Annotated in this window: 10 protein-coding genes and 1 riboswitch; of the genes, 3 read left to right on the forward strand and 7 right to left on the reverse strand. The window is 50.4% G+C overall.

Annotation, left to right across the window (positions count from 1 at the left end; genetic code table 11):
- Position 1: 1 nt before the first annotated feature.
- From guaB to miaB, 6 genes are all read right to left on the reverse strand, one after another.
- Positions 2-1,465 carry an IMP dehydrogenase gene (gene guaB, locus BDT_RS10275; protein ID WP_015091173.1) on the reverse strand — a complete coding sequence of 488 codons (1,464 nt, stop codon included), beginning with the start codon at positions 1,463-1,465 and terminating at the stop codon, positions 2-4.
- Between the two features lie 77 nt (positions 1,466-1,542).
- On the reverse strand, positions 1,543-2,052 hold the full coding sequence (locus tag BDT_RS10280; RefSeq protein ID WP_015091174.1) for a gamma carbonic anhydrase family protein: 510 nt from the start codon (positions 2,050-2,052) through the stop codon (positions 1,543-1,545).
- A 41-nt stretch (positions 2,053-2,093) separates the two neighbouring features.
- On the reverse strand, positions 2,094-3,281 hold the full coding sequence (locus tag BDT_RS10285) for a patatin-like phospholipase family protein (protein WP_015091175.1): 1,188 nt from the start codon (positions 3,279-3,281) through the stop codon (positions 2,094-2,096).
- A 59-nt stretch (positions 3,282-3,340) separates the two neighbouring features.
- Entirely contained in the window at positions 3,341-5,581 is a 2,241-nt protein-coding gene (locus tag BDT_RS10290; RefSeq protein WP_041577615.1) for a cation:proton antiporter, read from the reverse strand.
- An 18-nt stretch (positions 5,582-5,599) separates the two neighbouring features.
- On the reverse strand, positions 5,600-6,157 hold the full coding sequence (locus BDT_RS10295; protein WP_015091177.1) for a DUF151 domain-containing protein: 558 nt from the start codon (positions 6,155-6,157) through the stop codon (positions 5,600-5,602).
- Between the two features lie 2 nt (positions 6,158-6,159).
- On the reverse strand, positions 6,160-7,521 hold the full coding sequence (miaB, locus tag BDT_RS10300) for a tRNA (N6-isopentenyl adenosine(37)-C2)-methylthiotransferase MiaB (RefSeq protein ID WP_015091178.1): 1,362 nt from the start codon (positions 7,519-7,521) through the stop codon (positions 6,160-6,162).
- A gap of 94 nt (positions 7,522-7,615) precedes the next feature.
- Between miaB and BDT_RS10305 the strand changes: the two genes are divergently transcribed.
- The 3 genes from BDT_RS10305 to BDT_RS10315 all read left to right on the forward strand — a co-directional run bounded on the left by BDT_RS10305 (position 7,616) and on the right by BDT_RS10315 (position 12,995).
- Positions 7,616-8,245, forward strand: a complete 630-nt coding sequence (locus tag BDT_RS10305; RefSeq protein ID WP_148278798.1) for a hypothetical protein — start codon at positions 7,616-7,618, stop codon at positions 8,243-8,245.
- Between the two features lie 117 nt (positions 8,246-8,362).
- A complete protein-coding gene (locus tag BDT_RS10310; protein ID WP_015091180.1) occupies positions 8,363-12,142 on the forward strand; it encodes a tail fiber domain-containing protein in 3,780 nt (1,259 codons plus the stop codon).
- Between the two features lie 97 nt (positions 12,143-12,239).
- Complete coding sequence (locus tag BDT_RS10315) at positions 12,240-12,995, forward strand: substrate-binding periplasmic protein (RefSeq protein WP_015091181.1); 756 nt, start codon at positions 12,240-12,242, stop codon at positions 12,993-12,995.
- Positions 12,996-13,065: 70 nt separating this feature from the next.
- Here the strand turns inward: BDT_RS10315 and BDT_RS10320 are convergent, their stop codons facing one another.
- Positions 13,066-13,545 carry a hypothetical protein gene (locus BDT_RS10320; protein WP_015091182.1) on the reverse strand — a complete coding sequence of 160 codons (480 nt, stop codon included), beginning with the start codon at positions 13,543-13,545 and terminating at the stop codon, positions 13,066-13,068.
- A riboswitch (purine riboswitch) is annotated at positions 13,538-13,635 on the reverse strand. It overlaps the preceding gene by 8 nt.
- Positions 13,636-13,735: the final 100 nt, after the last annotated feature.

The raw sequence follows: 13,735 nt of genomic DNA on the forward strand, positions 1-13,735 counted from the left end.
ATTATGACTCAATTCGATAGTTAGGTGCTTCTTTGGTGATGCTGACATCATGCACGTGGGACTCACGAAGACCCATGGCCGAAATCTGCACAAACTTCGCCTTGCTTTGAAGCTCATCAATATTGCGGGCGCCGACATAACCCATGCCGGATTTCAAACCCCCGATCAATTGATGAATGACTCCGGAAGCAGATCCTTTGTAAGCAACCTTGCCTTCGATGCCCTCTGGAACAAGCTTGTCGTTTTCATCAACATCCATTTGCCCATAACGGTCTTTGGAACCTTTGGACATCGCACCCAGACTGCCCATTCCGCGATAGACTTTATAAGTACGACCCTGGAACAAGATGGTTTCGCCCGGTGATTCTTCAGCACCTGCCAGCAGGTTTCCGACCATCACAGAATTCGCACCCAAAGCCAGTGCCTTGGTGATGTCACCCGAGAATTTAATACCGCCGTCAGCAATAATTGTTTTACCGCGGGAACGAGCGACTTTCGCACATTCCATCACCGCAGAAATCTGCGGCATGCCGACACCGGCAACCACACGCGTGGTGCAGATACTGCCCGGACCCACGCCGACTTTCACAACTTCAGCACCCGCATCCAGCAGGGCTTGCGTGCCATCAGCAGTGACCACGTTTCCGGCCACCACAATCACATCTTTATGTTTCTGGGAAATGTGCTTCACCATCTCGATCACATTTTTAGAATGACCGTGAGCCGTATCAACACAAAGAACGTCGACATCCGCCGCAACCAGAGCTTCCACGCGGTCGCGGGAATCAGGCCCGACACCCACCGCAGCACCCACGAACAAACGACCGTGTTCGTCTTTGGTGGCTTGCGGATAATTCTTGGCCTTTTCAATATCCTTGATCGTGATAAGACCCTTTAATTTGCCCTTGGAGTCAACCACCGGCAGCTTTTCGATACGGTGTTTTTGCAGAATCTTTTTTGCTTCATCTAAAGTAGTGCCCATTTTCGCCGTGACCAGATTTTCTTTGGTCATCAGATTGCGAATCGGCTGATTGAAGTTTTCTTCAAAGCGCAGATCGCGATTGGTTAAAATCCCCACCAACTCGCCATTCACCGTAACCGGAACCCCGCTGATGGAATACTTTTCCATCAGTGCGACCGCTTCTTCCACCAGGTGATCCGGCCCCAAAGTGATGGGATCCATGATCATACCGCTTTCGTATTTTTTTACTTTTTCAACTTCCAGGGCCTGTTTGTCGATATCCATATTTTTATGAATGATCCCCAGACCACCGTACTGTGCCATGACACGCGCAATGCGGTTTTCAGTCACCGTGTCCATCGCCGCAGAAATAATCGGCGTGTTCAGATATTTGCCGCGGGCAAACACCGAACGAGGCACAACATCCGTGGGAGTGATTTCAGAATATTGGGGAAGAAGAAGAATATCGTCAAACGTCAGTGCGTAAGGGACTTCACGATCCATAACAAAGCTCCTAGAGGCAGGTTTTTGTTATTCTGAGCGGAAATCCCTTTGAGTTCAAGCAAAACAAGGGTGATTTATCAGTACCAGGTCTTGTACAAAAGATAGTTATCAGCGGATTTTTCAAGCAGTGCGACTTCTTCATCCGTCAGTGCCCGTTTGACTTTTCCGGGACGTCCCACAACCAGACTGCGGGGCGGAATTTCAGTGCCTTCCGTGATCAAAGTACCAGCACCAATCAGGCAATGCTCGCCGACTTTGCACCCATCCATGATGATCGACCCCATGCCCACCAGTGTACCGCGACCGATTTCACAGCCATGCAGCATCACCAAATGTCCAATGGTCACGCGGTCATGCAGCGTTGTGCCCCATTTTCCGTAAGTGCCATGAATGACGGCTCCATCCTGAACATTAACCTCTTTGCCAATACGAATCGGCATCACGTCACCGCGGATCACCACGTTGTACCAGATCGAGGAATTATCACCAATTTCCACATTGCTGATAATGCGGGCGTTATCCGCCACAAAAACCTTTTCACCAATCACCGGAGACATGCCGCGTGCATTTACAAACTCGTTGCTCATAGAACACCTCTGTTCTAGGCTAAAGTTTCGCTCTGAAGGAATCAACCTTTGATTCCAGAAATTTTCCTGGGTCTCACCACCGCGGCCTCTTCCTGAGCGCGTGCGAAAAAATCAGCGATTTTATCCTGTTCTTTCATCCCATCTGAAAATCCAATATCAATCAACTGACGGCAATAGGACGGAGTAAACATCAGGTAACTCAGCAGCTCTGCCGATTCATCGACCGAACCAGGCCCCCGCAACAGATACCGAATGATACGCGGAAGCTCACTTCCCTTCTTTTTCGCCAGCTCTGAAAAATCCACAGATGGCGAAATCCAAAGAGTTTCCAGCTCATGCCAGTTCGAACGATGGCGCTCTTCACTGTTAAGTCCTTTCAACCCTTCGTTGATCTGCTGTATTCGCTGAATATCAGATTCAAGCCCGTCCATCATCACCGCGTTCATCAGCACGTTGGCCACCCGGGCGACAGTGGGCATTTCCCCGCCACTGGCATGATGATAACTGTAAAACGTATCCTGCCGGCGCCGAACCCCGACGGCCAGCAAACGACTGGCCCCCAGATAAATCGCCGGACCACAGGGGGACTGATTGCGAATACAACCGTCACCGTAATAGCGATCCTGCACCTTCACCGGAGGAAACAACATCGGAATCGCCGAGGAAGCCATGATGTGCTCTACCGATAAATTCACTTTTTCACTGCGATGCATGCCCCGCTCCCAGGTCTTCAAATCGGGGATTCCCTGAAAGAAACTGACCGTGGAAACACTGTCATAATCAAGCGCAGACACCGAAACCGCCCGCAGAATGCCGGCATTGATCTTTCTTTGAATTTCAGCAAACTGACACTTGCTTAGAATATAGTTATGCAAAGGATGCGTGGATAAAAGCGAGCGCAGTCCGGAATCTTTCTTGCCACCCCCCAAAGAAAATTCAGTCATCCACTGAAGTCCACCCCGCGACAACGCCATCAGATCGGCATAGAACACATTATCACTGTCGATCTTAGACCACAGGTTCACCAGATTTTTACTGCTTTGAACAAATGACGAAGGATTCCCCGCCAGCAAAGCCACATTGATGGCTCCGGCACTGACGCCAGAATAAACCTGAAAGGGATCATCCAGTTGATGGCGAGAACAGATGTGCGCGATTGCCGCAAGCACACCGGCCTGATAAGCCCCACGGGCGCCGCCCCCGGAAAGAACAAGACCCAGAGTTGGCATAAACACCCTCCCCGAATGTTTATGCTAACTTTGACTGCCACAGAGGTAAAGAAGTCGAACTAAACTGTCACCTGACTTTGCTTTTTATCAGATACAACCCAGACCAAGTCGTGCTCGCGTAACGTGAAACTGGCGCGTGGACCCAAAATTCTTTGTGGACCGCGCTCAATCCCCACAACCATGCCGTGATAAGACTCGCGGATGCCGCTTTCACGAATGGTTTTGTCTTTGAATTTGGAATCATCCGACACCACAAACGAAGAAAGCTTGTAATCTTCCTGTCGGGTGGTCGCTTCCGGCTCTGGCACTTGCGCGGCTTTTTCACCTTCGAGGAAGGTGTGGAAGCTTTGCAGCTCTTCTTCACTGCCGAAACAAATCAGCTTGTCGTGAGGCCACAGCACAAATTCCCCGTCCGGAGCAAAGTAACGTTTGGCACCGCGGAAGACCGCCGCCACCGTCACACCGTAATTTTCTTTAAACGACAGATCCCGCAAAGTGCGACCCACCAGCGAGCATTCAGACGAGATGTCATAGTTTCCAAGCGTTGTTTCCCATGGCAGGAAGTTCTTCGCCACGGAACTGCTGACCAGTTCTTTACGCTCTTTTTCGGTCAGATTTTTTTGGAAGTTCTTTTCAATGAACTGATACAGGTGACGAACCCACAACTGGCCCGCCAAAGCGGCTACACCCACCACGGCCACAATCACACCGGAAGCCACCTTCAAGGTCGCAAACTGACTGATCAAAGCGCCAAGCAAAACCACTGCCAGCACCAGACGGCCGACGAACAAGCCAGCTTGCAGGCCGCGCAGCTTTTGCAATTCTTCCACCTCACGCTGAGCGCGCAAGGAAGGACCACTCATCACAATACCCCAGAAGAACGGGGCTGAAAGTGCCAGACAGACAAATAAAGAAATACCGCTCGCCCACGGGCTTTCCTGCAGATATTTTTGAATTTCAGCATTCACCACAGCTTTAAACGCAGCCATGATAGCCACAACCATCACGGTGTTCAAAAGAATCTTCATCCCGTAGGTTTTCATGATCAGGGCGCCCGCTTTTTTTTCACCCGCCTGATTGAAGGAAGCCTGATACTGATCCAGATTGCGCTTCACACCTTCTGGCAGCTTGGATTCCACCCAGCGATAAAACGGATCCGCGACCTTGATCAGGTACGGCGTGGTGAATGTGGTCACCGCAGAAACGGCAATCGCCAGCGGATACAGGAAGTCACTGGTGACTTTCAGACTGACACCCAAAGCAGCGATGATGAAAGAAAACTCTCCGATTTGCGCAAGGCTCATGCCGGACTGGAAGGACTGTTTGCGCCCCTGGCCGGACAAAATCGCACCCAGGAAAGTGCTGATAAATTTACCGACGATCGTAACCAGCGTGACCAGAATCACCAGATCCCAGCGTTCAATCAGAACCTTTGGGTCGATCATCATACCGACTGAAACGAAGAAGATAGCGGCAAAAAGATTTTTCACCGGCTGCAGGACGTGCTCCATCTTGTGACCTTCCGGAGTTTCAGCCAGAAGCGAACCCATCACAAATGCGCCCAAGGCTGGAGAGAACCCCACACCCGCTGCAATCATCACCATCATAAAGCAAAGACCGATGGACACCAGCAGCAGCGTTTCGTCTTCCAGAAGGTTGCGGATCTTGCGCAGGAAAATGGGAATCAGGAAGATCCCGACCACAAACCAAAGTGCGATATAGAACAACAACCGAAGCCCCGAGAACGCCAGTTCGGCGGTCGAGAAAGTGTCAGAGCTTGCAATCGCCGTCAACAACACCAAAAGCAGGATGGCAACGATGTCCTCGACCACCAGAATACCAAAGACAAGTTCAACGAACTTTTTGCCTTTCATGCCCAGTTCCTGGAAGGCCCGAACAATAATGGTTGTGGAAGAAATGGAAAGAATGCCCCCGAAGAACAGACTGTCGATGTTGTTCCAACCCAGCAGACGACCGACCAGATAACCCAGGGCCACCATGAAAACCACTTCGAACACCGCAGTAAAGCTGGCGGATCCACCGACCTTGAATAGTTTCTTAAAGCTGAATTCCAACCCCAGACTGAAAAGCAGGAAGATCACACCGATCTCGGACCAGACCTGAATATTCGCCTGATCTGTCACTGTGGGCAGGAAAGGAACGTGAGGACTGACCAGGAAACCTGCAATCAGATATCCCAATACTTGAGGCTGACCGAGTTTTTTGAAAAGCAGCGTGGAAAGCGCTGCGATCATAAGAATAAAACCAAGATCCGTAATCAAATGAGGTAGATGATGCATGCCTCATAGTTACAAAAACTAGTTCAAATATCCAGAGCCTTTGTCCATTAGACCAAAATTTTGGATATTTTGCGCGCCGCCCTCGACTTCCGCATTCATCACACGAGATCGTCCGATAAAGCTCTTTGTCGCAAATAGAGGCACACCCAGATAAAGGCACAGCGACATCGCTTCATCTGCACGCAATTTCAAAGAGTTCGTCTGTGGATGACCGCTGATGTACAGACGCAGATACTGATGAGCGCCTTTAATTTCAACGAAAACCGCCTGTTTTATTTCGATTCCCAAAGATTCCAGCATCAACGCCGTAAACTTGTGCGGCGAAGACTCCAGAATCATTTTATTGCTTTGAGACATCGCCACGCCTGCATCAATGGCACTGACTGCCACCGGCAGTGTGTATTGATGAGCCTCGTCTTTAAAAAGCAAAAACGGGCGCGTCGCGTCCGTGGTCACCGACAAGCCATAAGGGAACAGTTGCACCAGCTCTTTCTGATGAAAAGATTCCTCTTCGCGGGATTCATTTGAAAACACGATTTGTGTTTTAAGTGAGTTGAAACTCTGGATGTCTTTCATGATTAAATCATTTCTCCTCTGAACACTGCCGGGAATGCCTTGGTGATTTTCACATCGACCGTTTTACCGATCAAATCCGCAGTTCCCAGGAAGTGGACCAGCTTGTTGCCGGTACTTCTGCCTTGCATTTTTCCGTGATCACGGTCCACATTTTCAACCAGGACCTTCATGGTTGTGCCTTCGTAACGCTTCACGCGCTCAAAGGCCATGGCCTCATGCACATCAAACAGACGATTCAAGCGCTCGTTCTTTACATCTTCCGGCAGCTGATCTTCAAACTTCGCCGCTTTGGTGAAAGGACGCGGTGAATAGCTGAACGCAAAAATGGTTTCAAACCCGACCTCGGTCACCATGTTCAGCGTGTCCTGAAAGTCCTCTTCAGTTTCACCTGGGAATCCAACAATGATGTCCGTAGAGAAACAGACATTCGGCAGCCCCTTTTGAATCATCGCAATGCGCTCCAGATATTCCTCGCGCGTATAGTTGCGATTCATGCGTTCAAGCACCTTTGTGCTGCCCGCCTGGAACGGCAGATGGATGTATTCCATGATCTTGCTGGAATGTTCAGACATCACATCAACCAGCTTCTGGTTAAAGTCCTTGGGATGGGAAGTCGTGTAACGAATACGCTCAACATCTGTTTCTTTGGCGACCTTCGCCAGCAAATCAGCAAAGTCGATGCCCTCGTCACCCTGATAAGAGTTTACATTCTGCCCCAGCAAAGTGACTTCTTTCACTCCACGTTTCACCAGATGTCTGATGTCGGTCAGAATGTGCTGAACCGGACGTGATTTTTCACGACCGCGGGTGTACGGAACCACACAGAAGGTGCAGAAATTATCGCAACCCTTGGTGATGTTCACGTAAGTGGCCACCCCCGGATTACGCACCAAAGTTTCGATATGATAAGGTGAACGGTGTTCAAAGCGGGAATTCACCAGCCTGCGTTCACCCGCAAAAGATTTCGCCACCAGCTGAGGTAAACTGTCGATCTGATCCGTGCCGAAAACGAAGTCAATCATCGGCTGGGTCTTCATCAGATTTTCTTTTTCCTGCTGACCCACGCAGCCACCCACGCCGATTTTCAAATCGGGGTTTTTGCGTTTCATGTATTTGTAGGTGCCGACTTCAGAATAAACCTTGTGAACCGGCTTTTCACGCACGCTGCAGGAATTGATAATAATCAGCGACGCCATTTTCGGATCCGCCACCGGCACAAAGTTCTGCATTTCAAGCAATGCATACATGCGCTCGGTATCGTTCACGTTCATTTGACAACCGTAGGTAGAAATATAGACGCCACGACCCATCCCGATATCAGGATTTTTCTCAACACTTTCAAGATTTTGGGTGATGTCGTCCACGAGCTCTTACCTCTTGTGTCATTAAGGAAAGTGAGTTATAGAGGACCGTCTTAAGAATGTCAAAAAAAGCCCGAACCTGATGGAGGCCTTCGTCATGATCCCAAGACTGAAAAGTTCAAAAAAATGGACATCCTTTCCTAAAGAATACTCAGATCAGATTCAGGCTGTTTTTAAAGAAAATTTCGCCCAGTATCTGGACAATGCCCAACTGATCATTGAAGGCCGCATCTATCAGGAAGAAATTGTGCTGCGCGTTGGTTACCTGGAAGAAGGCCGCCTGGCTCAAGCCAATTTCGAAGTTTCCATGAGCTATTCTCAAGAGCAACAAGACGCCGTTTCCCGCATTCACAACTGTGTCGACGCTGCGGCCAGCATGATGATGGAATTCCTGGAAAACGAAGGCGAAGTGGACTTCCCATACACCTGGAAAGAAGTTCCGTTCCAGGGAAAGAAAGTCTATCTGAAGTTCTCAACTGAAAATTCCGATCTGGAAGCTGAAGCCAACAAAATTCTGGGCTTGAGTGAAGAAGAAATGCTTCACGACACCAACGAAGAAGAAGACGAAGATGCGTTGAGCCGCGCTGAACAGAGCGAAGAACTGTCGCCTCCTCGTGATGATGAAGACTATTCCAAAGAGGGCGAATCCGCCGACGAAGGCGAGGAAGACTCCGAAGACAAGGGTCCGAAGATGTTTGGTGGCAAAGGAAAGAAGCAGCTTCACTAGCTGCTCTCTCCCTTCTGGGGGATAGATTCTCACTCTGAGACCTTCCCTGCATTACGATTTATTCAGATAATTCAGACAGATATCCAACGAAGACGAATTCTTGCCGATAAGTTAGGCATGGAAACTCGCAAATACGGAACGTCGATTGTTGGTATTTTAACAGGCTTTCTGCTGCTCTCTTTTTCAGCAGCAGCAGCAGCGGCACCGAACTCACTCACGTATCAAGGTAGAATTCTTAAGAACGACGGTTCACCGCTGGAATACAGCAACGTCAGTTTTCAATTTGAAATCACAAGTCCCAATGGCCAGTGCATAATCTATCGCGAGCAAGTTGATCACATTGACCTGACAAATTCTGGTGGTGTGTTTGATGTGCCGATCGGAACTGGTTCACAAAATCATCCCACGGCGGGAACTTTCACCCTGCTTGATTCATTTAAAAACTCCGGCAGCCTTTCCTGCGATGGTGGTGCCACTTACAATCCAGCTTCCAGCGATCAACGCCGTCTGCGCGTAAGATTCCATGACGGCTCCGGATGGAAAACCATTTCCCCGGACAACGAGATCCGCTCGGTCCCTTATGCCGCTTACTCTTTGTCAGCACAAAAACTGGGTTCATATCAATCCACAGATTTCATTTTAAAGAACACCGTCACTGCCTGCCCTGCAAATAACTTCCTGACTTTTGATGGCACTGGTTTTTCTTGTGCTCCAGTGACAGGCGCTGCGGGAGGCACCGTGACGGATGTCACTTCCGCCAACAACTATCTGACTGTGGCCACAGGAAACTCAACACCCGTATTGACCGTGAATGTTGGTACGACCGCCAACACGGTGGCCGCGGGTAACGACGCGCGTTTTTCTGACGCCCGCGCCCCGTCCGGAGCAGCCAGCGGCGATCTCGGCGGCACCTATCCAAATCCTTCCGTGACAAAACTTCAGGGTGTTGCCGTTTCAACAGCGACCCCCACCGCTGGCGACTTCATGAAGTTTTCCGGCACAGAATGGACAAAGTCCTCGATCACGATCGGTGACATCACCAACCTGAACAGCTCTTTGAGCGGACTGCTGCCAACAGCGACGTTTAATACCGCCGTCGGCAGTGCCAACTGTGCGGCTTACGAAACTGCCTATTGGAGCTCTGTCGGCGGTAAATTCCTGTGTCAGGCAATCAACGTGTCTGTGGCCGGCGACATCAGTGGTTCCATCGGCGCTGTGACAGTTGATAAAATCAAAGGCGTGAATGTCGATGCTACAGCACCAACATCGGGTCAGGTTCTGAAGTACGACGGCGCAAAATGGGCGCCCGCAACTGAAGTGAACGGCCCGATTTCGGCTAGCGATATCCCCGCTCTGGACTGGAGCAAAATCACGACAGGCAAACCAACAACAGTGTCTGGCTATGGCATTACCATCACGGCCAGTGATCTTCCGACCATTGCGGTGAACAAGGGCGGCACGGGCCAGACCAGCTTCGTGAATGGTGAATTATTGATTGGCAACTCGACCGGAAACACACTGACCAAGGCCACCCTGACCGCAGGCGCAGGCATTTCCATCACCAATGGTGCAGGCAGTATTTCTATTGCGGCAACCGGATCCGCACCCACTGGCACCGCCGGGGGTGATCTTTCCAGCACTTATCCAAATCCGACGGTCGCAAAACTTCAGGGGTATGAGGTTGCCACAAATGCGCCTTCCGCCAATGCCTATTTGAAATGGGACAACGGCACCAGCAAATGGACACCGGGCTTTGTAAAGCTGAGTGAATTGCAAAATCTGACTGGTGGAAGCGCCTTCAATGCTGCGGGCTGTACGGCCGCGCAGACTTTGAACTGGAGTTCCATCACGGATAAGTTTGAATGTCAGAATATCTCTATCGCCAACACGCAAGTCACAGGCTTGGGCACAGCCTCCACCAAAGCCGCTGGAACTGCTGCCGGGGAAGTTCTGCTTCTGGATGGCAGCGGGCGCCTGCCGGCAAGTGCTCTTCCAACGACTTTGGGCCAATGGGGTCTGTCCGGAACCAAGCTGTACTATGATGACGGCGTTATCGTCGCCGGGGGTTCGTCGACAGCCTATACCGGAACAAATCAGCCCTTTATTGTTAAAGGCGACTCAGGATTATATTCGCAACTGATCATGGATCGCGGTGGCAGTTTAACTGCGTTTTACACCAACGGTTCCGCATGGTCTTTCGGCAAATGCTCCACCACTGCGTGCACCGGCTACACAAACTATTTGAACGTGGATCTGTCTGCAAATCGCATGGATATCGGCGCTGGCGGCACAGCCGACACCCGCGTGGCGGTGATGTCAACAGGCCGCCTGGGAATCGGCACCGATGCTCCCAGCTATAAACTGGATATTCAGTCCACAGATTCCTTCCAGCAGCGCCTGTTTCATTCCTCGGACAATGCATATGACGGCGCCGCTCTGATGATGACCCGCACGCGCGGCACGCTGGCTTCCAACACCGCCGTTCAATCCGGGAACACGATCGGGGGAATTTATTTCCGTGCGCATGATGGCTCGGGCACAGGCACCACCACTTCGGCCATCGAAGCCAGTGCGACAGAAAATCACAGTTCCACCAATCGCGGCAGCAAAATTATTTTTGAGACCACCGCCACGGGGTCTGCAACACGCACAGAAAAAATGCGCATCGATGGAACCGGCCGCGTGGGTGTTGGCACAAGCTCCCCTTTGTATCCGCTTCACGTCGCAGCCCCGGGGGATTCACTGATCGCCACCTACGGCGCCGACGCCAGTCAAAGCGGATACAATCTGGGGGTCAGCGCCACGAACCGCTGGACTATGGTTCAAGACAACGCCACCAACGGCCGTGCGCTTAATTTCTGGCATGATCACTCGGGCGTGGGCGGAACCACCGGAACGGTCATGGCCATGTTCACGAATGGCAATGTCAGCGTCGGTGATTTTGCATCATCCGCCAACCGCCTGAACGTGTCTGGTCCCACCAACACCTCGCAAGTGCGTATCGCCAACACAGGTTATGCGGGCTATCTGACTGTTCCCACTGCTACAGCGGGCCTGATTCTTTCTGCCGGGGCGAAATACAGCAACGACAACTGGGTTGCAGAAACCACCAACGTCACCGCCATGCAAATGGTGCCCACTGGAATCTCATTTTACGGCAACGGCGGAAATACCGTTGGAAACGCAATGACGCCCGTCCTGCGCATGATCATTGGTTATAATGGACAGGTTTCTATCGGGAGCTCTGGCACCGGCTTTCAAAGCGGCATCCTGACTATTGGAGATTACAGCAATGACCAGGGCATCTTTACGTTAAGACGTTCTGCCACCAGTTCCAATCTGGATGTCTATGTGCCTTATGAAGGTGCTGACGGCGGAAAATATTTTGGCTATGGCTATCAGGCCAGCACTGGCATGTTCCGCTTCTGGGACAGCTCTGCTGGTCAGCGCATGAACTTTACAAACTCGTCCGGAAACATGTGGATCGCGGGAACCTATTCCAACGGTTCGGATCGTCGCTTTAAAACCGACATCGAAGTCATTCCGGATGCGTTGAAAAAAGCGCTGCAAGTGCAGGGTGTGACCTATCACTGGAAGCCGGGAATGAATCCGGATCCAAGTCAGCAAATCGGGGTGATCGCACAGGATGTGGAAACAGTGTTCCCTCAAGCTGTGAAAACAGACGCTGATGGCTACAAGTCCGTGACTTACGGAAATCTGGTGGCGCCGCTGTTTAACGCCCTTAAAGAGTTTTACGAGATTTGGAACAAAGATTCTCAAAACACCAGGCGTGAAATCGCTTCTTTGAAAGAGGAAGTTCAAACTTTGAAACTGCAGAATGAACAGTTCAAAAAATATGTCTGTGAAAAAGAACCGCAAAATCCAATCTGCAAATAGACAACATTGGCCGCGGTATTTTTGATTCGACATATTTTTTAGTTAGCTCTCACGCTGCTTATCAGGATAATGAAAGAAGATGTTTGAAGGACTCAGGATGTTGCAACTACTTCTAATACTGACACTCACCTGTTCCGGGAATTTCGCCCGAGGCAACACCATCGTTATCAATGGCGAGGATGATTGGGCCCCTTACTCTTCAGCATCTGCCGACTACAAAGACGTTGTGGGTCTGGCTCCGGAAATTGTGAAAGCCGCCTTCAAAAGTCAGGGCGTCACCGTCATCACCCGCCCCGTGCCGTTTGCCCGCTGTATTTATGAAGTTGAAAAAGGGAAATCCCTGGGATGCTTTGACACCATCATCAACCGGGACACCAAAGACAAATACATCTTTCACAAGACACCGATGTTTGAAGCCGAGATGGTCGTCTATGGCCGTATCCGCGACAGCAAACAAAATGTGACTTTGAAAGACATGGAAAACAAAGTCGTCGGCACCACAAATGGCTACACTTACCCGACAGAGTTTTTACAGAACAAAAAGATTCTGCATTCACAAAGCCCCACTGAAAAATCCCAGCTGGAAAAGCTGGCCAGCAATCGCATCGACTATGCAGTGGTGTGGGGCCTGACCGGAGAATACCTTTTAAAAAGCCACCCCGAGCTGGCCAAAAAGATTCAACCGGTGGGTCGGCTGTCCAAGGACGGATTGTATTTGAATTTTTCAAAGAGCCATAAAGATGGAGCGCACTACGCGCATGTCTTTGAAAAGGGTCTGCAGGCCATCCGCGCTGACGGAACCTATGAACGGATCATGAACCGCTTCAACACCCTGCACGCCATGAACCCCTAAAACGAAAAATGCCCGTGCCTTAATTCAGACACGGGCGCCCCTCGAAACAGAGATAATATAAATTCAAAGATTAAAGTTCGCGAACGCGAGCTTCGATTTCTGGAACTTCATTCAGGTGATTTTTAGCCTGAATGATGATTTCCACAGCGTCTTTCTGAAGCAAACGGCCGGCAGCCATTTTTTCACAGATCAGAGCTTCCAATTTGTCAGTGATTTCGTAAACAGATTCGTGCTGTGGCCACAGATTTTTAGCATCGTTGCTGCCACCTGCACAAAGCGGGATGTAGTGATCGATCTTGAATGCCAGACGCTTCATAGAGCGTGTTCTGTAACCGATCTGATCGTATTTCTGGAAAATAGCAGCCTTCTGGGAGGAAGACACATCACGCTCACAGTATTTGATCTTTTCAGGGTAACGGTATTCAGACGGACGGTTGCAAAGAGCCCCCGGCGTCAGGGAAGCATCTGGTCCCTTCGGAAAGGCTTCATAAGCCTGGGACATGGAAACAGAGAACAAAACAACAACAAAGAGAACTGCGCTCTTCAACATATTCGCTCCAAATAGACTGCCCTTTACGGTGGCAGGTAGAAACGTCAGACCCTATCTCCGACTTATATTTGTGTAACCGCGGTTAGTAGTAGCGGTGAGATTTCCTCTTTGCAATAAAATTAAGGACCCCTAACGCACCCGTTCATGTCCCCAAAAGGCAAAAAAAAGACCCACCCTCATCGGGCAGGTC

Origin of the sequence: Bdellovibrio bacteriovorus str. Tiberius (assembly GCF_000317895.1) — a bacterium.
GTDB classification, from domain to species: domain Bacteria; phylum Bdellovibrionota; class Bdellovibrionia; order Bdellovibrionales; family Bdellovibrionaceae; genus Bdellovibrio; species Bdellovibrio bacteriovorus_F.

Coding starts and splice junctions, on each gene's coding strand:
- guaB (WP_015091173.1), bottom strand. CDS start 1,465: ATGGATCGTGAAGTCCCTTACGCACTGACGTTTGACGATATTCTTCTT.
- BDT_RS10280 (WP_015091174.1), bottom strand. CDS start 2,052: ATGAGCAACGAGTTTGTAAATGCACGCGGCATGTCTCCGGTGATTGGT.
- BDT_RS10285 (WP_015091175.1), bottom strand. CDS start 3,281: ATGCCAACTCTGGGTCTTGTTCTTTCCGGGGGCGGCGCCCGTGGGGCT.
- BDT_RS10290 (WP_041577615.1), bottom strand. CDS start 5,581: ATGCATCATCTACCTCATTTGATTACGGATCTTGGTTTTATTCTTATG.
- BDT_RS10295 (WP_015091177.1), bottom strand. CDS start 6,157: ATGAAAGACATCCAGAGTTTCAACTCACTTAAAACACAAATCGTGTTT.
- BDT_RS10305 (WP_148278798.1), top strand. CDS start 7,616: ATGATCCCAAGACTGAAAAGTTCAAAAAAATGGACATCCTTTCCTAAA.
- BDT_RS10310 (WP_015091180.1), top strand. CDS start 8,363: ATGGAAACTCGCAAATACGGAACGTCGATTGTTGGTATTTTAACAGGC.
- BDT_RS10315 (WP_015091181.1), top strand. CDS start 12,240: ATGTTGCAACTACTTCTAATACTGACACTCACCTGTTCCGGGAATTTC.
- BDT_RS10320 (WP_015091182.1), bottom strand. CDS start 13,545: ATGTTGAAGAGCGCAGTTCTCTTTGTTGTTGTTTTGTTCTCTGTTTCC.